Origin of the sequence: Mesonia sp. HuA40, from assembly GCF_008017835.1 — a bacterium.
GTDB lineage: Bacteria > Bacteroidota > Bacteroidia > Flavobacteriales > Flavobacteriaceae > Mesonia.
In genome coordinates this window covers 98,161-120,155 of the sequence record NZ_VRLT01000024.1, presented here as the reverse complement: position 1 = coordinate 120,155, position 21,995 = coordinate 98,161, and the positions used below count along the sequence as shown (strand labels likewise).

The following is a 21,995-nucleotide window of genomic DNA, read 5'->3' as shown; positions in this document are numbered from 1 at the left end:
TTTCATGTATAAACGTAGTAGTGCACTATTTGCCGAAGCTAAAAAGTATATACCTGGTGGGGTAAATTCTCCCGTTCGTGCTTTTAATGCTGTTGGAGGAGATCCTATTTTTATCAAGGAAGCCAAGGGAGCTTATTTATATGACGAAGATGGAAATGAACTCATAGATTATATAAATTCTTGGGGCCCTATGATCTTAGGTCATGCCTATCCTCCAGTGGTAAACGCAGTAATTGAGCGTACCAAAAAAGGAACTAGTTTTGGTACGCCAACTGAGATCGAAACTGAGATTGCCAAATTGGCTGTAGAAATGGTACCTGGTATAGATCAAATAAGAATGGTAAATAGTGGAACAGAGGCGTGTATGAGCGCTGTACGTCTTGCACGAGGATTTACTAAGAAAGATAAGATTATAAAATTTGCGGGTTGTTATCACGGGCATAGCGATTCTTTTTTGATACAAGCCGGTAGTGGTGCGGTAACATTCGGTAGTCCTAATAGTCCTGGAGTAACCCGAGGCACAGCAAAAGATACGCTTTTAGCCACTTATAATAACTTAGGTAGTGTTGAAGCTTTAATAAACGCTAATAAAAATGAGATTGCCTGTATTATTTTAGAACCAGTTGCTGGTAATATGGGGTGTATTCCACCTCAAGAGGGTTTTTTAGAAGGCTTACGCAGTTTGTGTGACCATAACAATATCTTATTAATTTTTGATGAGGTGATGACCGGCTTTAGATTATCGGCTGGAGGGGTGCAGGAAAGAAAAAACATCTCTGCAGATATTGTTACCTTTGGTAAGGTAATTGGCGGTGGTTTACCTGTTGGTGCATTTGCAGCAAGACAAGAAATAATGAATCACTTAGCTCCCTTGGGTAGCGTTTATCAAGCTGGTACTTTGAGTGGAAATCCATTAGCTATGTCTGCTGGTTTAGCTATGTTACAAAGCTTAAAAAACGATCCAGAAGTATTTAAACGTCTTGATGAAAAAACAGAATATTTACGAGATGGTTTATTTAAAGTGCTAGAGCAAAACCATATTGATTTCACAATCAATCAATATGGTTCTATGCTTTCAATTCACTTTTCAAAAGAAGCAGTAGTAGATTTTGAAACCGCTGCTAAAGCTAATAACAAGCACTTTAAAAAGTTTTTTCACGGTATGCTGGATAAAGGGGTTTATATTGCTCCAAGTGCTTTTGAGACTTGGTTTATAACCGATGCCCTAACTTATGCAGATTTAGATAAAACTATTGCTGCCGCGGATAGCGTTACGGCCAACTGGTAAGGGTAATTTATGAATCTTATCTCCTATAGCCAAAGGATAATTTGAAAAAACGAAGAGAAAATTAGTTTAAAAATCAGCTGTAGTAATGATTACAGCTGATTTTTTTATTCAAAAATTAAATTTTATAAAAAAAGTTCTTTTATATAGCTAATTCGAAAATCAAATTTTGCTTATGGCATCAAAACAGCTATTTCTTGTTTTTACAAACTATCGTTTATACGTAAAAGCTCTTCAATGTAATCTCGCTTGTTAGATAATCTAGGTATTTTATGTTGTCCTCCTAATTTATTTTGCTGCTTACTCCAAACATAAAAAAGCTTAGGTTTAGCTGCGTGTAAAACAAGTGGATTCAGTGTAACATTATTTTTCCGCTTAGCTTCATAATCGCTGTTTAGACGTTGTAATTCTAAGTCTAATTTAGCTTTAAAATTGGCTAAACTATCTGGTAATTTATTAAATTCAATAATCCACTCATGGGCCCCTTGATCTTTACCTTTCATAAATACAGGACCAGCGGTATAATCTACAATTTCGCAATGTAATTCTTGGCAAACGCGCTTTAATGCTGTCTCTGCATTTTCTATGATTAACTCTTCACCAAAAACATTAATATGATGCTTTGTACGGCCGGTCACTTTTATCCGGTAGGGGGAAAGGGAAGTGAATCTTACCGTATCTCCTACTTTATAGCGCCATAAACCAGCATTGGTGGTAATTACCACTGCATAGTTCTTGTTTTGTTCAACCCCGTCAAGCGGAAAAATTTTCTCGTTTGCTGTACCATATGTCTCCATAGGTATAAACTCATAAAAGATGCCATAATCTAGCATCAATAGTAACTCTTTAGATTGATTTTGATCTTGTACCGCAAAGAAACCTTCAGAAGCATTGTAAATTTCATAATACCTGAATTGGTCTCTTGGTATTATGCTTTGGTATTGTTGCATGTAGGGTTCAAAACTTACACCGCCGTGAAAATAAACTTCTAGATCGGGCCAAATATTAATTAAATTGGTTTCATCTTTATAAGACAAAACACGATTAAGTAAAACCAGCATCCAAGAGGGAACGCCTGCTAAACTTGTTACATTTTCTTTTATTGTGCTTTTGACTGTAGCAAACATTTTGGCTTCAAAATCACTCATTAAAGAAATTTCATTATTAGGTGTTGAACTGTATGACGCCCAAAAGGGCATATTGTCTATTAAAATCGCCGATAAATCACCAAATGAGGTGCCGTTTTCTTTGTACAGTTCTTTACTTCCGCCTAAGCGTAGACTTTTTCCTGTAAATAGTTTAGAGTTGGGATTGTTATTAAGATATAAACACAATAAATCTTTACTTCCTGCATAATGACAATCTTCTAAAGATTCTGAGCTCACAGGAATAAACTTGCTTTTTGCGTTTGTAGTACCACTAGATTTTGCAAACCATTTTATAGGAGTAGGCCAAAATAGATTGTTTTCACCTTGTCTACTTCGCTCAATTAAAGGCTCAAATTCTTCATAAGTAATAATAGGAACACGCTCTTTAAATGTTTCATAGTTTTTTATTTCATTAAACCCATATTGTTCTCCTAAAACTGTATTTTTAGACTTTTGTACAAGATGGTTCAAAAGCTCGTGTTGTACTTCATTAGGATATTTTAAAAAAAGCTCCATCTGGTGAATTCTTTTTTTTAAAAACCATGAGGCTATAGAATTTACAATGGGAAAGGCCATGCAACGTGTCTTTTGTATCGTGTTGTAAAAATAGGGTTTTATACGAAATAATGAACATACTAAACTAAAATACTATGCTAAGATTTGAAGGGGTACTACAAAAAATGCCAACAGACCTTAAAGATCAGGTTCAATATTATATGAATTTGGGGGTTGATTTAGTTCACCTTAATGAATTTTTAAATCATGAAATTCACCTGCAATTTCTTAAATATGAATGCTTAAATTGTGGCAAAGACAAAAAAATATTTAGACAAGGTTTTTGTTATGATTGCTTTTATGCCATACCTCAAGCAGGAGATTGGATAATGAAACCAGAACTTAGTAAAGCGCATTTAGGTGAAGAAGATCGAGATTTGGAATACGAGAAAAAAGTGCAGTTACAGCCTCATATCGTTTATTTGGCAAATTCCTCAAATGTAAAAGTAGGGGTCACCCGAAAAACTCAGATACCTACACGTTGGATTGACCAGGGCGCACATGAAGCTTTAGAAATTCTAGAGGTGCCCAACCGATATCTGGCAGGAATCGCCGAAGTGGCTTTAAAAGAACATGTGGCCGACAAGACGAATTGGCGAACCATGCTCAAAAATGAAATCGAAGATGTTAATTTAGAAGATACAAGAGATCGGTTAAAACAATATTTACCTCAAGAAGTGCTGCCGTATTTTTTGAATGCTAACACCGAAACAAATATTGAGTTTCCTGTATTGGCGTATCCAAAAAAGCTTAAAAGTTTAAATTTAGAAAAGAAACAGCACTACTCTGGTAAACTGGTAGGGATTAAAGGCCAGTATTTAATATTTGAAGACTATACAGTCTTTAACGTACGAAGCAATGAAGGCCTTTATGTAAGTTTAGAAGTTTAAAAGAGATAAGCAACAGAAAAAGCGTTCTTTTATAAAAGAACGCTTAGTTATATTCAAAAACGGATAAATCTGTTTATATATCTTCTTGATCTCTCAAATGCTGGATGTAAGCCGCTTTTTGTAGTTGCTTGCGCTTAGCAATAGATGGCTTAGTATAATACTTGTTATCCCTTAATATTTGAAGGGTTTTAGTGTCACGATATTTTCTCTTTAAACGCTTTAACGCGCGCTCAATTTTTTCTCCGTCTTTTACTTTTACAATTAGCATATAAGATAGTTTAAATTTTTTTATTCAATATAATGGTACTTTTTCCATTACCAGGCTGCAAAGATAAAAATAAAAAGTGATAAAAAAATAGAAACACGTAAAATTAATGAATAATTTTTGCTGCAATTTTCGCAATTTGTGGCGGTTAGGTACTCCTAATAAAGCGGTGAATGGGTTCTTGCAAAGAAATCAATTTGTTTGATTCTAATTATTTTTTAGGGCTGGAAATAATTTTAACCCAGATAGTTTTTAAGCATTTTATTTTTAGAGGAGTCTTTTAATTTTCGTATTGCTTTTTCTCTAATTTGCCTAACACGTTCTCTTGTTAAATCAAAAATTTCACCTATTTCTTCTAACGACATAGGGCGTTGACCGTTTAATCCAAAAAAAAGTTTTAAAATATCAGCTTCTCTAGGCGGTAAGGTTTCTAATACCCGTGCAATTTCTATACTTAAAGAATCTTGCATTAGGTTTTGATCGGGAAAAGGTGATTCTTCGTGGTTCACCACGTCGTATAGGCTAGAGGTTTCACCATCTTTTAGTGGTGCATCCATAGAAAGATGTTTGCCAGAATTTTCTAAGGCCTGTTTTACCATTACGATATTTAAATCCAGTTCCTTTGCTATTTCTTCGGGGGTAGGAGGCCGCTGGTTATTTTGTTCTAACTGGGCATAAGCCTTATTAATCTTATTTAGGGTTCCTATTTTATTTAGTGGTAAGCGCACAATACGCGATTGCTCGGCGAGTGCCTGCAAAATAGATTGCCTAATCCACCAAACAGCGTAGGATATAAACTTAAAACCACGGGTCTCATCAAATCGCTTGGCGGCCTTTACAAGACCTAAATTACCTTCGTTAATTAAATCTGGTAGCGTAAGACCTTGGTTTTGATATTGCTTCGCTACCGATACTACAAATCTTAAATTGGCTGTCGTTAATTTTTCAAGTGCAACCTGGTCACCTTGTTTAATGCGTTGGGCGAGTTCAACTTCCTCTTCGGCCGTAATTAAGTCTACTTTACTAATATCTTGCAAATACTTATCTAGAGAAACAGATTCTCTATTGGTAAGCTGCTTGGTTATTTTTAACTGTCTCATAATTTATTGGCCTAGAATAGCGTAATTTAATAAAAGAATTTTAATTCTCTTGATTATTTTTCTTTTTCTTGCCCTTTAATATGTCTTTAATTAAATCGCCAGCTTTTTCTTTAATTTCCTCTTCTTTTGTTTTTTCTGGTGAGGTTTGCGAGGTGTTTGTGCTATCCTTTTCTTTTTGGTTCCCCTTAATTAGATCTGTAATTTTATCTTTCGCTTCGTTAATTACATCATCTTTTTTAGCATCTATAATTTGCTGACTTAGGTTCTTAACTGCAGCTTTAGTTTCTACATGCACTTTAGGAGAGGCAAAACTACCACCTATTTGAACCGGAAGCTTTACTTTGGTTTCATTTAAATTATGTTCGGTGAGGGAGGCAAGTCCACCAGCAATTTCCTTACCTAAATACTTTGCAGGTAAATCAATTTGTAATTGATAATTCATTTCATTGCTCAAACTGTGAGTTCCTTGTGCTTTTATAAGTATATCTTTTAGTTTTAATTCAAAGGGTTTCACCAATACTTGACCATTGTTAAACTCAAATTGAGTAGTTAAATTGTTTAAGTTTAGTTTTGTGAAATCTAAAAAGTCTAGTCTAGCGTTTAATTTTGACAGCAATGGTAGCTTACTTTCTTGTACTTGAGCTTGTAAAATTTGCGCTAAGGCACTTCCGTCAAGGCTGCTTAAAATAGGAGTAAAATCGCTTGTAAGTGCACCATTTAATTTTAATTGTGTAGTTAAAGTTCCTTCCAAGGCCTGAACGATAGGAGCAAATTGTTTAAACAATTCTAAACCAGCAAAAGACTCGGCTATATCTATTCTTTCTAATTGAATATCCATATCAAACGCTGGTGTATCGGCTTGGGTAGAAACACTTCCGCCAAGGTTAATCTGCCCACCAAAAATAGAGGCCTTAACCTGTTTAAGTTCGGCCTTTTCATCTTTTATGTTTAAGGACCCGTTTACGTTTTTTAATTTTAAATTGTCATAAACTACATTGTTGGCTGTAAAATTAAGGTTAGCATCTAAAAAAGAAGGTATTTTTATGGCATCTTGCGTTTTGTTAACACGGTTCGGGTCGGCTTGTTTTTCTTCTTCCTTTACGGATTTAGTTTCAGGAAGCTTAAAATCTTCAAGCACAAAATTGGTAGAGGTTATGGTAAAATCTCCTTTTAATTGCTGATTGGTAAATAGGAAACCTAATAAATTTTCAATTTTACCTTTGGCGTTTAAATCGGTTTTACCGGTAGTTAACTCTAATTCATTTAAGTTTACAACCTCTGGGTTAAAATTTATACCCGCTTTTTTAATGGCGATTTTGTTGGGAAGCTCGGGAGAAGAGTATTCAAAATTTTGCAATAGCAGCTTTCCATTGCTTTTTATATTTTCATAATGCTCATTCTCTATATCGTTCATAGCAAAAGCTAAACTTAAATCAGTATCTATAAGTCCGTTAAGCTTTTGTTCTAATTCAATTGGGTAGGCTTTCTCGATATTGGCTAAATTTATTTTCCCTGCCAATTGAGTGTTCACTAGCATATTACTTGTGATATTTCTGAATGTACCCGAAGCAGCAAATTGATCCTGATCTATTCTAAAATTTAATTTTTCAAGATTTAGGTAGGTGTCGTCTAATTTACCGGTGTCATTTTTTAAATTGGCGGTAATGCTTATATTTTCAACCCCTTTTGGTAAGTCAGGATATTTAAACGATGCGTTATCACTAGCAACCCGAATATCTATTTGGGGTATAAGTTCATCGTTTATTATTCCTTTTATTTTTCCATTAACAGAAAAATCTCCCGTGGTTTTCACTTGATCAAGGTTTTTTGCATAGCTTTCAGGAATTACGGCTAAGAAGTTCTTAAAATCAGAGGTAGGTGTTTTAAAAGTGAGATCAATTTCACTATCCTTATCGTTTACCTGGAAAAATCCGTCAAACGAAAGCGGTAGTTGATTTATTAAAGCTTCATTTTCGAGGAAGCTATAGCGCTGTTTGGCTAGATCTAATTTAAATAGGGCATCAAGTGCGAGTTTATTTTTGTCTAGATATTTCTCCTTATCGAGCTCTAACGAAATTAAAGTATTAGTTTGAGTGTCTAAATTGGTGATATCATTTTTAAAATCTCCCGACCCCGTGTGGTTAAACTCTTCTAAACGAAACAAAATATTGCTAGATTCATCTAAATATGAAATTGTAGACTGGCTTAAGCTGTAATTTTGTAGGTCTAAGCTTAACGCCTTGTTAGTTGTATCTGTTTTAGTACTTGGCTCACTCGGTTTAGCGATATCATAATTAGCACGTCCTAAGCTATCTACTTTTATATTAATGAAGGCTTGGTCTGCTGTAAATTGAGTGATGCTAATAGGGTTTTCTCCTGAAGCAAATAATTGCATAATACCCATACTTAACCCGATGCTTTTTACCGCTGCCAAAGTATCACCGTTAAATGGTTCTTGGTTAATTACGCTTAAATTTTGCAATTGTACGTGCGCATTAGGAAAGTCTCTGTATAAGCTAAGGTCTAGTTTTTCCCAATTAACTTGTGCCGTTAAATTGTTATTTACTGATTTTTTTATTGCCCTTTCAATAGGTCCCTTAAAGATTATCGGGGTAAGCAGAATTAAAACAAGTAAAACACCTATGGTGATCGCGAAAATTTTTATTGCTTTTTTCATATATAATCTATATTTAATTCTTGTTGGAGTTTTAATTTAAATTTTTTTCTAAAAAGATGTACCCCTAAGTATAAAAATGGGGTGTCAATAGCAGCTATAAGAACTTTGAACAAAAAACCACTGACAAGGAGGCCGCCAAAAAGTTCCCAAGATATTTCTTTAAACACACAGAGTAAAAATACAACAGTAAAAGTATCGATAAACTGAGAAAAAAAAGTTGAAAAATTGTTTCTTAACCAAAGATGCTTGCCCTTCGTCTTTCTTTTCCAGAAATGGTATAGCTGTATATCTACCAATTGGGCAATTAAATAGGCGCTCATAGAGGCAAAAACGGCCAATGTTGTGGCTCCAAATACCTTTTGAAATAAATCATCATCTATGGGCGACCACTGGGTAGCCGGAACGACGCTAGCCGTATAGATGATTAAAAGCGAAAATGCCGAAGCAAACATCCCTGAAATAACTACTTGGTTGGCTTTCTTTTTCCCGTAAATTTCGCTAATTAAATCGGTTATTAAAAAAGTAACCGGATAGGGCAAAACTCCTACTGATATTTCAAAGGTATGCCAGTCAAAAAAATTCCAGTAAAAAAACTTTTTAAATATTAAATTGCTTGCTACCAATGCTGCGATAAACAAAGCACCCAACCTTAGGTATATTTTATAAGCTAATGGATTAAAACTCGGTTTCAATAAAATAATAATTGTTAATACTCTTCGTCACAAATGTAGCTATATGTAAATTTGTTTTACTTAATTTGCTGTGAAATTGTAGAACTTAGCCTGTTAATTTTTTGAAAAATATTGCCTCAACCTACATCGCTCTGGGTAGTAACGCCCCTGATAAATTGCATTTTCTTCAACTTGCCCTAAATCAGATTCATCTAGAGGTGGGTACCATTGCTGCCTGTTCATCACTTTATGCTACGCAAGCACAAGGGTTTTTGGGTGATGACTTCTTAAATTTGGTGATCCAGGTGCAAGCGCGACTTTCTCCAGTAGAGTTACTTGATGCCTTATTGGGAATCGAAAAAAAACTGGGTAGAGTTCGTGAAGGCGATTTTTTTTCAAATAGAACTATCGATTTAGATATTTTATTTTTTGAAGATGAAGTAATTCATAGTAAACATCTAAATGTGCCGCATTTGCAACTGCATAAACGCAATTTTGTACTGTATCCTTTGAACGAAATTGCGCCTGATTTTATTCACCCTGAACTCAAAAAATCCGTAAAGCAAATGTATGCCGAGTTGGAGAGTTTACCCATTAAAAAAATAGATACCGTTTTAGACCAGCCTCAATTACCAGCTAACAAACGCAATTATTTGGCTATAGAAGGAAATATAGGGGCAGGAAAAACAAGTTTAGCTACCATGATTGCACAAGATTATGGGGCAAAATTAATTCCTGAACGTTTTAAAGATAACCCTTTTTTACCTAAATTTTATAAAGATCAAGCGCGCTATGCCTTTCCTTTAGAAATGTCATTTTTAGCCGATCGGTATCAACAATTATTAGATGATATTGGGCAATATGATTTGTTTTCTGATTTTATGGTGGCCGATTACGATGTATACAAATCGTTGATTTTCGCCAAAGTCACTCTTCAAGAAGAAGAGTATGCCTTGTATAAAAAGCTATTTGATATAATGTACAAAGATTTAGCCAAGCCAGATTTGTATGTGTATCTATACCAAAACACCGAGCGCTTAATGCAAAATATTAAAAAACGGGGTAGAACTTATGAACAAAATATACCCCAAGATTATTTAGAAAAAATTAATCAAGGATATTTAGGATTTATAAAAAACCAGCATCATCTAAATGTAAAGATTATAGATATTTCTAAATATGATTTTGTGCAAAACCGAACCGATTATTTAGCGCTACTAGAGCAAATAGCATCGGCATAAACTTAGTGTGTTATTTTACTAAATAAATCCCAAACTACAATACCTGTACTAACCGAAATATTAAGCGAATGCTTGCTGCCTAGCTGCGGAATTTCAATTACATAATCACTAACCGATACAACATTTTGCTGCACTCCTTTTACCTCGTTGCCAAAAATTAAAACCAGATGTTCATTTTTTGTGGGAACATAATTTTGTAACGCCGTAGAATTTTCGGCTTGTTCAACTGCCAGTATTTTTTTGTTTTCTGCTTTTAGTCGCTCAACCAAACTTAGCGTGTCTTCTACATACTCCCAAGAAACTGTTTCGGTAGCTCCTAGTGCTGTTTTGCGTATATCTTTATGTGGCGGTTGCGCCGTAATTCCGCATAGGTAAACCTTTTCAATTAAAAAAGCATCGGCTGTTCTAAAAACAGATCCTATATTATTTAGGCTTCTTATGTTATCTAAAATTATACTTATTGGTGTTTTAGTCGCTGTTTTAAATTCTTTTGGAGACTTACGATCTAATTCTATATTTTTTAATTTTCTATTTTTCATAATGAAGCGCTAAATAATTTGGTAAAATAATAACAACGACTTATGGCAATATTTATATTTTGCCTTAAAGGCGGATTTTTAAGCTGCAAATTTATAAAATTATGCAGCTAAAAGGGCTTTGTGAAGCAAAACTTGTATTTTTACCACCAACCTAAAAACCAATTAACGTGGCAGCAAAAAAGAAAGATAAAGTAACCCCGTTGATGAAACAATACAACGCGATTAAAGCTAAGTATCCTGATGCTATGCTTCTATTTCGTGTGGGTGATTTTTACGAAACTTTTGGTGAAGACGCGGTTAAAGCTGCTCGTATACTTGATATTGTACTTACCAATAGAAATAATGGAGGAGAACGAACAGAGTTAGCCGGATTTCCTCACCATTCTTTAAACAACTACTTACCAAAATTAGTTAAAGCAGGCGAACGAGTTGCTATTTGCGATCAGCTCGAAGACCCTAAGCAAACCAAAAAAATTGTAAAGCGAGGAGTTACCGAGTTGGTGACGCCAGGAGTAGCACTAAATGATGAGGTTTTACAGCGAAAAACCAATAATTTTTTAGCGGCGATACAGGTTGGCAAAACCCATTTTGGTATTGCGTTTCTAGATGTTTCTACCGGTGAATTTTTAACAGCCCAGGGTAATGAGGAGTACATTGAGAAGTTGTTGCAAAATTTTTCGCCTAGTGAAGTGCTTATTTCTAAAAAACATAGATCTCAAGTTGCAAAACTACTTGGCGAAGATTTAAATAATTTTTATTTAGAAGATTGGGTTTATCAAAGTGATTATGCCAAAGAGACACTAAAATCACATTTTGATGTGGCTAGTTTAAAAGGTTTTGGCGTTGAACATTTAGAAGAAGGCATTATAGCTTGCGGAGCTATTTTGTATTATTTGAGTGAGACGCAGCACAGGCAATTAAAGCATATCACCGCTATACAGCGCATTGCCACAGAAGAATTTGTTTGGATGGACAAATTTACCATCAGGAATTTAGAGCTTTATGAGGCCAATACACCGCAAGCCGTTACTTTGCTGGGCGTTATAGATAAAACTCTGAGTGCCATGGGAGGCAGGATGTTAAAACGTTGGTTAGCATTGCCTCTAAAAAACAAAGAACGTATTACAGATCGTCACGAGGCTGTAGATTTTTTTCATAAATCTTTTGCAGCTAGAGAAACCCTTCAGCAACAACTGCATAAAATTGGTGATTTAGAGCGGTTGGTTTCTAAGATAGCTACACAGAAAATAAATCCACGTGAAGTGGTACAACTAAAAAACTCGATTGCTGCGATTGAACCGATAAAAGCCCTGCTACAAAATTCTAAAATAGAGGCACTGGCTAAGATGTCAGAAAATTTACAGCCATGCAACTTGTTACAGAATAAAATTGAATCTTGTTTAAAGGAAGAGGCTCCGGTTTCTATTTTGAAAGGAGGAGCTATTGCAGCTGGTTTTTCTGAAGAACTTGATGACTTAAGGAATTTAGCTTATACAGGTAAAGATCATCTCGATCAAATGCTTCAAAAACATATACAAGAAACAGGAATAAGTAGCTTAAAGATAGCAAGTAATAATGTATTTGGTTATTATCTTGAGGTTAGAAACACACATAAAGATAAGGTGCCTGAGCATTGGGTGCGAAAGCAAACTTTGGTTAATGCAGAACGTTACATCACCGAAGAACTTAAAGAGTACGAAGCAAAAATACTAGGAGCTGAAGAAAAGATTTATCAAATAGAACAGCAATTGTTTGGGCAATTGGTAAACTGGCTAAGCGATTACATTAAAACAATACAACAAAACGCATTGGTTATTGGTCAATTAGATTGTTTGCAAGGATTTGCTCAATTGGCGCAAGAAAACTCCTATGTACGACCAAAGATTAATGATAGTTTGCAGTTGAACATTGAATCGGGTAGGCATCCTGTTATTGAAAAACAACTAAAGAGCGATCAAGTATATATCGCAAATGATTTGTACCTGGATTCTGAGTCGCAACAAATCATGATGATAACGGGGCCAAATATGAGTGGTAAATCGGCAATATTAAGGCAAACTGCTTTAATAGTTTTGCTAGCCCAGATGGGGAGTTTTGTTCCGGCAAAATCGGCGGAAATTGGTTTGGTTGATAAAATTTTTACAAGGGTAGGGGCTAGTGATAACATCAGTTTAGGGGAATCTACCTTTATGGTTGAAATGAATGAAACCGCCAGTATATTAAATAATTTATCACCACGTAGTTTGATTTTGTTAGATGAGATAGGAAGGGGGACCAGTACCTATGATGGTATTTCTATTGCTTGGGCGATTAGCGAGTATTTGCACGAACATCCTGCTCAACCAAAAACCTTATTTGCAACGCATTATCACGAATTAAATGAGATGACTCAAGATTTTACCAGAATTAAGAATTTTAATGTTTCGGTTAAGGAATTAAAAGATAAGGTTTTATTTTTGAGGAAATTGGTACCCGGGGGTAGCGAGCATAGTTTTGGAATTCACGTGGCCAAAATGGCCGGTATGCCCCAGCAGGTTTTGTATAGGGCAGGTAAAATATTAGGTAAGCTAGAAGCTTCTAGAGGAGAAGAAACTCAAAGAGATAATATAAAGAAGGCTACAGAGCAAGAACCCCAACTTAGTTTTTTTAAATTAGATGATCCTTTACTCGAAGAAATTAAAGAAATGATTACGTCTCTAGATATCAATACATTAACGCCAGTTGAGGCTTTAATGAAATTAAATGAAATTAAACGAAGTTTGGTGCAACAAGAAAAAAAATAAAAAAACTTGAGGTTTTACTTGTTTAAACTAAAAAAACATTTAAATTTGCATCCGCAATCACGATTGCACGTTCTTTAGAAAACACACCACGATAAGGCCTTAGTAAGAAAATCATTTCTTAGAAATGTTTAGGTAAATTGCCCAAAGTTTAGTTTGGTTTTATTGTCAACGATAAAACGCGAAAATAGCTCAGTTGGTAGAGCGCCACCTTGCCAAGGTGGAGGTCGCGGGTTCGAATCCCGTTTTTCGCTCTGTATGTATTATACCTATCGGTAAAAAATAGTATGCTCGGGTGGTGGAATTGGTAGACACGTTGGACTTAAAATCCAATGAACATTTGTTCGTACGGGTTCAAGTCCCGTCCCGAGTACTTTAGCAAACCCCTTATTTTTTAAGGGGTTTGCTTGTTTTTGGACTTCTCTTAAGGCGATGAGAAAGAAATCAAAAAATAAAAATGCGACTAAAAACGAACATATAAAACAATCCGTGGAAACGGTATATTTTGATGTTGAAATGAAAAAGAAACCCTATTCTAAAATTAGCATTTATAAACCAAAAATAGATGGTAAGGTTACTCTTAAAAAAAGGTGGCACGTTTATTTTTACTGGCGGGATGAGAATACGGGTAAATTTAAAAAGAAATTTCAGTATCAAAAAGGCATCAATCGCTATAAAACACTTAAAGAGCGAGAGGCAGTAGCTAAAAGCTTAAAACAAGCTATTGAGTCGGCTTTACAAAGAGGGTGGAATCCTGTTACTAAAAATATAGCTTCTTCAAAAAAAATAAATAGAAAGTCTATTACCTTAGAAAAAGCTTTGGCGTATGCCTATAAAATTTTAGAGGCAAATAAAGCTGAAGCTACCCTAAATGGGTACAACTTTCATCTTAATAGATTTAAAGATTGGGCTTATAAAAATGGTTATTTAGGGCTTGATGTCAAAGATTTTGATATTGATAAGTTTTATGAATTTTGGGATTTTTTACGCTTTGATTATGTAAATCAAAAAACTAAAAAAGGTTTAAGTGGTACTTCGATAAATAATCATAAACGCTCTTTATCTTCTCTCTTTACTATCTTACAAGACGAGCGTTTTATACCTTTAAACTTTATTAAGCAAGTACCTAAAGTAGATCAAGAACCGGTGAACAACAAAGCTTTTACGGTTAAAGAATTAGATGATATTAAAAAATACATTTTAAAAAATGATCCTTACTTATTGCATTTTTTAAGGTTTATGATTTACCCTATTTTAAGACCTATAGAGATTTGTAGACTAAAAGTAGGAGATATTGATATCGAAAACTTTTTTTTAAGTGTTAAAACAAAAACCGAATTACTGAGTTATAGGCGCTTAATTCATAAAATAAAGCCTACCTTAAATGAAATGCAAATAGATAAATACCCTGCAAACTATCACTTATTTACCGCAGAAGGTAAACCGGCAGAGTGGAATGGTGCCAAATTAAAAAGCCGGGTAGATCATTTTTCTAAACGTTTTCGCGACATTAAAAATGAACTTGGTTATGGTCGTTATTACAGCCTCTATTCTGTAAGGCACACGGCTATTCTTAATCTTTATAACTCTTTGGTTGATAAAGGTATGGGTGAACAAGAAATTTTGTTTAAACTAATGCCACTTACAGGGCATAGGTCTGTAAGCGGCATAAAAAATTATTTGCGTAAACATAAGCGATCTATCCCGGCAGATCATAGCGACATTTACACTTTAGATATTTAGAAAGACTCGGCCTCTATCTCTACACGCATACGTTTCTCACTTAAAAACTTTTTGTTTAACTTCTTTATAATGAGTAGTTCTTTATACTTGTAGCTTAAAGGTTTAAGCTCTACTTCTTCGTGTATGCTGCATTCAAATTCTTCTTTACAAGTTTTTGAATTAACGCGAAAGCGAAGCCAAGGGAACCAGTTTTTTGTTGCCACTTCTTGCAAACTTAAATTTTCAGCTATTTTCGGGTTAACAAATACGCTAGGGGCATCGTGCAAGATAAAATCTATTTTTGCCCTTTCTTCTGGAGCTTTGGCGGTAATTATACTTTTATTGCTTTCTACCTCTAAGGGTTGTACATCCATATCTATATTTATAGCTTCTTGCCCATCACGTGGTTTTTGATATACTTGACCCGTTTTGTCATAATATATTTCATCGCCATTTGAATATTTAAGCACGTAAACTCTGTTATTGTTATTTCGCCATAACGGGCTTACCAGTTCTAAATGTTCGTGATTTACTTTTGGGCGTTGTAATATAGAGTCTTTTACAAAATCTATTTTAACATAATTTTCTTGTACATCTACATCAAGATTCAACCAGTTTTTTAACTCATTCATAAACTCGCCAAATTTTAAATCTGGCATAAAATTGGCAAGGTTAAAAATTTGTGGGAATACATTTAATCTACCTTCGTCATATTTCCACTCTAAACTGTTGTATTCTTCAATATTTACATCTGTGTAGGGTATAGCCAACCTTACCAGTACGGGGTCTAAAGTATCTTGAATTTCTACATTAAAGGTTAGCGTTTCCTGTATTTGCACACGCGTGTTAAAAGATTGGTAGCTTTTAACAGCGGTTAAAGCTTGAGAAAGTGCATCTTCTCTAAAGACCGTAAGAAAAAAAGCCGAGGCAAGCCCAGGAGGTAAATTTATAAATAAGTCTAATTTATAAGTGCCTTGTTTGGTTGGGGTAAAGCGGTAATCATACACATTGTAAAGCGGTGAATTCGGAGTAAGTCTATCTACACCAGATCGGGTTGTAAAACTTATTTGCGCATACTCGTTTGCCGCAAATTTCTCTAAGTAACCTTTAGGAAAGTAAACCGCTCTTTTTAAATCTTCATCTAGTAAGGCGGCACCCACCACCTTTTTATTTTCTTGTGCGTAACCCATTTTTACAATTTCTAGAAGATAAGGCATAGGCAGCATCACGTTTTTATTGTAATACACATCTATGTTTGCGCCTTGATCATCTTGCTCTTGTACAATTTCGTTTTCTATATACTTATCATTTTGCGTGTCATAATTATTTACAAAACCTAAGAATTTATCGTATTCATCGCCCTTTACGATATCTGGAGCATACACAACAGGAAAAGCCATTTGGCTGTTGGGCCAAGAGTTTTGTGTTTGATTTTTTGCAAAATCTATAAGTGGCTCGTTGGGAATTATAAAGGGCCAAGGCAAATCTTTAAGGGCTACATCATATACAGCAAGGTTATTTTTACCATAGGTAATATTGCACTCTAGGTTGTGATTTCTCATTTCACCTAAAAATAAGGTTGCTGGTAAATGGCGGTTAGGTAATACAATACGGCATTTTATCTCTTGGTTAATGTTTTGTATATTACCCAAAGTTGGCAAACCAAGTTTTACCAATAGCTCTTCATCTGCTTTAATGGTAAATGGTAAACTATAAGATTTATAGATGTTGTCTGAAAATAAATCGCTTTCTTCATTAAGCTTTACACCATAAGCACTTAAGTCTATTTGAAAAGTAGGAGCTTGCAGTAAAATCATACCAATGCGGTTTCAAAAGTTAAAATAAATTCTCTCTCATTTCTTCTAGTAGCGTGTTTTTTTAGACTAGAGAAATTTCGCACCACCTCATATTTATAATCACCAATTTTAATCCATATTTTTTTAGACTCTAAAATTCGCGTTAGTTGTGCTACTTCTTCTTCGGTATAGATGTTACCCGTGTTTATTCTAAATTTTTGAGGGGTTTTGCTCTCTAAAATTTTGGTGTATTCTTTACCATCTACGCTTATAGTTGTGGTTTCTGAGTCTTCTTGAAAATCTACTTCTACCTCTCCCGTGCAATTAAAAATCTCTGGCAGTTGCCACTGATTTTCAAAAATTATTTGAGTGGTAGGTAGCTTGCTTTCTTTAATAACCACCGTACACTCTATAAGGCTACAAGCTATTTGTAGTTGCTCCCCAGGCTCAAGATCATAATCATTTAAATTGATAAAGCAAGTAATTAAATCTGCGCGAATAGGATTAGGTATAAAGCTAACCGATACATTATCTTCTAAATCTACAAAGGTTAAATCGCATTGGGCGGGCGTATTATCGCTATAAAATGAAAAAGCCAACAAGCCGTCTTTTGGTGCATAAACCTTTAAAGGTAAATGCGTAAGCCTATATTCGTGCGGTAAAGAAGCTGGGGCAATAGGACCAATAGGTGCCTCGCCTTGACCTTGATTGCCAGAGCCATTAACGGTTATATAGCGCAGAATGTGCATCTCTATAAAATCTTCTTTAAGCGCTTGAAGCGGATTTAATCCCGTTATAAATCTTAAGTTACCATAGTTTATACGATGATTAAGCTCTAAACCATTTATGTATTTATCTGAAATTTCTAAAGCCATTTGCAACGGATTTAACATGGCGACAAAGCTGGTAATAATTACATTTGGTAAAGATTCTGCTTGCAAAAGCAAATTGGTTTCTTGACCTATTACCCTATTTAAATTATTGTTGTAAAAAGGTACTTTCTGTTGGTATTTCTTAATCCCTCTAGTGGCTTGTACGGTATAATCTAGCACCGCCTCTTTATTTTGATTGGGAGTGGTTAACACGAGTTTTGGGCGTGATTCTGAAAAGTAAAAGGCTCCATTATAAAGACCGCTTACTTCTTCTTTACTTACAATGAGCAACACATTTATATATTCTTCTTTTATGCCATTATCTAGCTTAATGGTTGCAGGGTAGCTGCCAATAGCTAAATTTGATGTGTTTTGTAAGTTGACATTTAAAATGTGTGTTCCTGCAGCAAAGTTGGTTTGCTGTAGGTTTAACCAACTTTCTGTGGTGCTTATGCTTACGGGCTGCGAGGTTTGTATTACAATATTTTTTTGGGTGGTAGCTGCCTCTAAATATTCAATAGAAAATTGAAGAGCATTTGGCGTAGCCAATAAAAACTCTTCTTCTTGACCATTTGCCGCCATATTAATGGCTACATTTCCTGTTTTTGTCGTGTTACCATCGTCTACCAAGAAGCTGGCAGTGTAATAACCTTTTGCAAGACCAGAAATATCTACAAAGAGCGCTATAGTGTCATTGCCATAACCATTTGTAGCGCTAAAACTTAACCAATTTTGGTTGGGTGTAATAGACCAGTTGTTTTGTGTTTGTATAGTAAAATAAACGGCTGCCGGGTTGGGGTTACCCACTACTTCATTAAAATTAAATTGTGTGGGGTTTACCTCTAGTTGTTGATATTCTGATACTTGAACATTTGCAGTAGTAGTTTTTGAGTAGGTAAAAGTACCTAACGGCAAAGCAGTATCGGTGAATTTGATACTAAAATTAACATTATCTTGATGATAGCCAACGGCAAGATTATCTGCAAATTGCGGATTAATGGCTATGTTAAAGAATGCATACTCAACCTTATTATTGCCATCATAGGTAAACTTATCAAAAATAAAGGTAAGCCAATTGGGGCCAGTTAACTGCAACGTGTTAAGTTGAAAATCTAAGTTAGGGTTGTCGCCTAAAAATATGGTGAACTGTTGGCTAGGCACCAAGCCTGAATTTTTCTGGTAGTTGTAAGATAGTACCGCAGGATTAAAAATAGGAGTAGCCATTATTTTTTAATTTTTGAGTTATTTATAATTTGTTCTAGTTTTTTTTGTTGCTCTTGTCTTTTTAATTCGGCTTCTGGACCAAAATAAATAGGGGCTTCTAGTGGTTGATCTAGTTTATTCATAAATGCTTGCATCATTTGCATTAGCATATTATTATTATCTATATAATCTTGATTTGAAGATGAAGTACTTTGATTGGTTTCACCACCAGTTGCATACAATCCTAATTTCTTTTTTCTTTTGGTTTCTAAGTAATTAAGAATTTGCGGAACCTCTGGGTCTTGCCGCACAACTTTTGGCACCACATACTCGCCTGTATGTACAACACCGGCTACTTCGTGGCCTGTAGCGTCTTTATAGCCTTGACCAAACATATCTGTAAAACCACCATCTGCAAATCCTGTTAGGGTTTGGCCAGCGATTGAGGCAATCTGAGTTGCAGCGGTAATTTTGGTAGCTAATATTTGACTTGAAGTTGTAGCAGCTGCTAAAGCAAAGGCAGGGTTTGGTATACCGGGTGGTAAAAATGCGGGTATGGTAGCTAGGTTGGCTTTTGCCACGGCAATTGCCTTTGATGAATTGGTGATAATTTCGCCAATAGCTAATCCTTTTTCAAGTAAAAATAACGCTTTGTATATACCTTCAAAATCTCCAAAGAAGTTTTTTAAATTTGATATACCAATCGCCATGGCGTTGCTCTTTGCTGCCTCTAAGTTTTCTTGAGCTGCAATAAGATCATCATAAAACTTTTGATTTTCTGCTGTTCTTTTTTCTTGGAATTTTTCTTGTATGGCCAACATTCTGTTTTGGTGGCTCTCTTCCATCAACTCCAACAGGGCATCTTGCTCTTCTTTTGTTAACTTTAAATCCTCTAGTGCGGCTTGTTCTTTTTCATAACGCTGCTCCTCCTTTAACTCTTCTTTTGCTTGCTCTTCCTCTTCATTTTGTAATTCAATTTCATTTAATAAAGCTTTTTTTAGCTTTTCAAATCTTCTTATTCTGTCTAGTTTATCCTGCTCTTCTTTCTCTGCCTTCTTATCAGCTTTTTCTTTGTTTTTATCTTGAGTTGGTGTATAAGTACCGGTGTTGCTTTCTCCAAATTTAATTTCATCTAGATAAACTTGCAGCTCTTGGCTTTCTCCCTGGGCTATTAATTTAAGTTCTTCAAAATAGGCTTTTTGTTCGGCGAGCTCTTCTTCATATTTTTTAGAAGAACCAAACCAACTATCTTTTTGCTCTTGCACTTTTTTTGATAACCGCTCAATATTTTTAGCGGTGGCATCCATTTGTATTTGAGCCTCTTCGGCGAATGTGGTGCCAAATTCTTTAGTGTTCTCAACAATTTGTTTAACGGCATCACTTTGCCCCTTTAAACCGGCTTGCTGCTTAAGCTGTTCTATACCGGTGAACATTCTTTTAATTCCTGTAAGTATATTGGTGGAAATTTCTGTACCAATAGACTTTAGGTTGTTGAGCATAGCGGGAAAACCAGACTGCGAAGCATCAAAAAGGCTGGCTAATGCTTGCTCATATTCTTTATTTGCGGTGACAAGGCGTTGTGTGCTGCGCTCTGTCTCGCTTAGCTCTTTATTTTGTTCTGAAAAGGCTTCGTTTATTTGGTTAAGAATTTCTTCAAAACCTCCTGCATCTTCACCCGCACCTTTAAAGACATCTGCAACTAATTGTTGTTTTTGCTGCAGGTTGAGCCCCATTTCATCAGACTTTTGCATAATTAGGTTAAGGGCATCTCGTGTGGTGATGCTACCCTCGCTTAAACCTTTTGCCATTTCGTCTGCAAACTTTTTTCCAAATGCGTTCTCTAGTGCTTCGCGCTGTGTGTTTGTAAACTCCTTTAGCGATAAATCTGCCTCTTTAATGGCGTCTAAAAGCTTATCACCATATATGCCACCAGTTGCTTCTTGGGTGGCAATATCTATAAAATCTTGTGCAGAGTATCCGGCATTCTTAAATTGTACAGGATATTCTTTTACCTTGTCTAAGAAATCGTTTTGCGCATCTGCGCCCCTCACAAAACCTTGATTAATGAGCTCAAGCGATTCTTCTTGAGTAATACCCATCTGTTTTGAAAGGTTGTTGGCGGCTCTTAACACATCGTTAAAATCTTTATCAAAAGTATCTGCCGTGGCTTGTACAGATGCTCTGTATTGCGAAAGCCGCTCACCGCTAAAATCTGTAAGCTGCTCTGTGAGTTTAATGGTTTGGCTCACCGCCTTGTTGTAATCAAACCATTTTTTGGTGGCAAAGGCAATTGTACCCAGCGCCGCGATGGTTGCCCCTATAGGTGTTGCTATAAACGCAAGACCTGCTTTTGTTGCTGCCTTTAGGCCTCCTGCAACTCCTAACATTGCAGCTCTAAAACCTACTAAATCACCCGTTCTTAGGGCTGCAAAAGCTTGACCTACATTATCTGAAAAATCAGCGAAAGCGGCATTTTGATCTTCTTGAGCGGCGATGCTTTTTTTCGTCTCGTTTAAAAGTTCGCGTTGGTTCTTCTTAAGATCATCATATATCTTCTCGGTTTTTGCCAATTCTTTATTGGCCTTATACCATTCTTCTGTCCCCTCGGTTAAATTTTTTGTACGGGCGCGCAAAGACCTTAGTTCTTTGCCTACGCCATTAAGCGTATTTTTTACTTCTTTGCCATTTACGCGTATGGTAAGATTAAATTGCGAGTTATTAACTGCCATTTTCTTGAGTGTTAAGTTGTACTACTAGACTATTTACAGTTGCTTTAATAGCATCTATTCTGGTTTCTGCGAGTGCTTTCACGAGATAGTCTAATGCACCAGATTTTGCATAAATATTATTGTAGAATTCTTTTGCTGGCAGGTCTACTTGGGTAGCCTTTCTTTGGGTAGCGTTTTTATGGTAGCGCTGTGCCTCTAAAATTACGGTTGAAGCGCCCCTTGTACCAACGTGGCCGTAATGCAGAATAAAACCAATTTTTGAAGAAGTGAAATTTAAACCCAATAAGCGATAGTTACCCATTTTTGCACGCACTTTTGTGGCTTCTAGAATGGGTTTTATATTTTTTTTGGGGTCACCTTGATTGCGAATGTGTAATTGCTGCTTGAGCAGCTGCAACACATAGTCTTGCGCCATTTTTGCCGCTTTACGACCAATGTAGCGTTCTTTATTGTATATTTTTTGCTGTTCTGGATTTCTGGCCATTCTGCTATTTTTAAGCAATTTGGCAAGAGTAGGGGTGT

General features: G+C 35.6%; 15 protein-coding genes and 2 tRNA genes. 7 read left to right on the top strand and 10 right to left on the bottom strand.

Annotated features, from left to right (window positions below; genetic code table 11):
* The first annotated feature begins 4 nt into the window (after positions 1–4).
* Positions 5–1,288, top strand: a complete 1,284-nt coding sequence (hemL, locus tag FT993_RS03710; protein ID WP_147861197.1) for a glutamate-1-semialdehyde 2,1-aminomutase — start codon at positions 5–7, stop codon at positions 1,286–1,288.
* 200 nt (positions 1,289–1,488) lie between these two features.
* Here the strand turns inward: hemL and FT993_RS03705 are convergent, their stop codons facing one another.
* Positions 1,489–3,009 (bottom strand): GH3 auxin-responsive promoter family protein, encoded by a 1,521-nt coding sequence (locus FT993_RS03705; RefSeq protein WP_147861196.1) that lies wholly within the window; start codon positions 3,007–3,009, stop codon positions 1,489–1,491.
* 74 nt (positions 3,010–3,083) lie between these two features.
* Between FT993_RS03705 and FT993_RS03700 the strand changes: the two genes are divergently transcribed.
* A complete protein-coding gene (locus FT993_RS03700) occupies positions 3,084–3,878 on the top strand; it encodes a DUF2797 domain-containing protein (protein ID WP_147861195.1) in 795 nt (264 codons plus the stop codon).
* 73 nt (positions 3,879–3,951) lie between these two features.
* On the opposite strand, the gene rpsU is transcribed toward FT993_RS03700, so the two are convergent.
* The 4 genes from rpsU to FT993_RS03680 all read right to left on the bottom strand — a co-directional run bounded on the left by rpsU (position 3,952) and on the right by FT993_RS03680 (position 8,612).
* Positions 3,952–4,146, bottom strand: coding sequence for a 30S ribosomal protein S21 (rpsU, locus tag FT993_RS03695; RefSeq protein ID WP_147861194.1), 195 nt, complete (start codon positions 4,144–4,146; stop codon positions 3,952–3,954).
* A gap of 233 nt (positions 4,147–4,379) precedes the next feature.
* Positions 4,380–5,243 (bottom strand): RNA polymerase sigma factor RpoD/SigA, encoded by an 864-nt coding sequence (locus tag FT993_RS03690; RefSeq protein ID WP_147861193.1) that lies wholly within the window; start codon positions 5,241–5,243, stop codon positions 4,380–4,382.
* Between the two features lie 40 nt (positions 5,244–5,283).
* Positions 5,284–7,920 (bottom strand): AsmA-like C-terminal region-containing protein, encoded by a 2,637-nt coding sequence (locus tag FT993_RS03685; protein WP_147861192.1) that lies wholly within the window; start codon positions 7,918–7,920, stop codon positions 5,284–5,286.
* Positions 7,917–8,612 carry a queuosine precursor transporter gene (locus FT993_RS03680; protein ID WP_147861191.1) on the bottom strand — a complete coding sequence of 232 codons (696 nt, stop codon included), beginning with the start codon at positions 8,610–8,612 and terminating at the stop codon, positions 7,917–7,919. Before FT993_RS03680 ends, FT993_RS03685 begins: the two co-directional genes overlap by 4 nt.
* Before the next feature lie 101 nt (positions 8,613–8,713).
* Between FT993_RS03680 and folK the strand changes: the two genes are divergently transcribed.
* A complete protein-coding gene (gene folK / locus FT993_RS03675; RefSeq protein WP_147861190.1) occupies positions 8,714–9,832 on the top strand; it encodes a 2-amino-4-hydroxy-6-hydroxymethyldihydropteridine diphosphokinase in 1,119 nt (372 codons plus the stop codon).
* Positions 9,833–9,834: 2 nt separating this feature from the next.
* On the opposite strand, the gene FT993_RS03670 is transcribed toward folK, so the two are convergent.
* Positions 9,835–10,371 (bottom strand): RNA methyltransferase, encoded by a 537-nt coding sequence (locus FT993_RS03670; protein WP_147861189.1) that lies wholly within the window; start codon positions 10,369–10,371, stop codon positions 9,835–9,837.
* A 203-nt stretch (positions 10,372–10,574) separates the two neighbouring features.
* Between FT993_RS03670 and mutS the strand changes: the two genes are divergently transcribed.
* The 4 genes from mutS (at position 10,575) to FT993_RS03650 (ending at position 14,894) form a co-directional block, all read left to right on the top strand.
* Positions 10,575–13,154, top strand: a complete 2,580-nt coding sequence (gene mutS / locus FT993_RS03665) for a DNA mismatch repair protein MutS (protein WP_147861224.1) — start codon at positions 10,575–10,577, stop codon at positions 13,152–13,154.
* Positions 13,155–13,332: 178 nt separating this feature from the next.
* Positions 13,333–13,405 (top strand) — tRNA-Gly (locus FT993_RS03660).
* A gap of 35 nt (positions 13,406–13,440) precedes the next feature.
* Positions 13,441–13,524 (top strand) — tRNA-Leu (locus FT993_RS03655).
* 59 nt (positions 13,525–13,583) lie between these two features.
* Positions 13,584–14,894, top strand: coding sequence for a site-specific integrase (locus FT993_RS03650; protein ID WP_147861188.1), 1,311 nt, complete (start codon positions 13,584–13,586; stop codon positions 14,892–14,894).
* Here the strand turns inward: FT993_RS03650 and FT993_RS03645 are convergent.
* Genes FT993_RS03645 through FT993_RS03630 form a run of 4 tightly spaced genes read right to left on the bottom strand, consistent with a single transcriptional unit; the run spans position 14,891 to position 21,957 of the window.
* Positions 14,891–16,690, bottom strand: coding sequence for a hypothetical protein (locus tag FT993_RS03645; protein ID WP_147861187.1), 1,800 nt, complete (start codon positions 16,688–16,690; stop codon positions 14,891–14,893). The genes FT993_RS03650 and FT993_RS03645 overlap by 4 nt on opposite strands.
* Complete coding sequence (locus FT993_RS03640) at positions 16,687–18,765, bottom strand: BACON domain-containing protein (protein ID WP_147861186.1); 2,079 nt, start codon at positions 18,763–18,765, stop codon at positions 16,687–16,689. The genes FT993_RS03645 and FT993_RS03640 overlap by 4 nt, the downstream gene beginning before the upstream one ends.
* Positions 18,765–21,473 carry a phage tail tape measure protein gene (locus tag FT993_RS03635; RefSeq protein WP_147861185.1) on the bottom strand — a complete coding sequence of 903 codons (2,709 nt, stop codon included), beginning with the start codon at positions 21,471–21,473 and terminating at the stop codon, positions 18,765–18,767. Before FT993_RS03635 ends, FT993_RS03640 begins: the two co-directional genes overlap by 1 nt.
* On the bottom strand, positions 21,463–21,957 hold the full coding sequence (locus FT993_RS03630; protein ID WP_147861184.1) for a hypothetical protein: 495 nt from the start codon (positions 21,955–21,957) through the stop codon (positions 21,463–21,465). The genes FT993_RS03635 and FT993_RS03630 overlap by 11 nt, the downstream gene beginning before the upstream one ends.
* Positions 21,958–21,995: the final 38 nt, after the last annotated feature.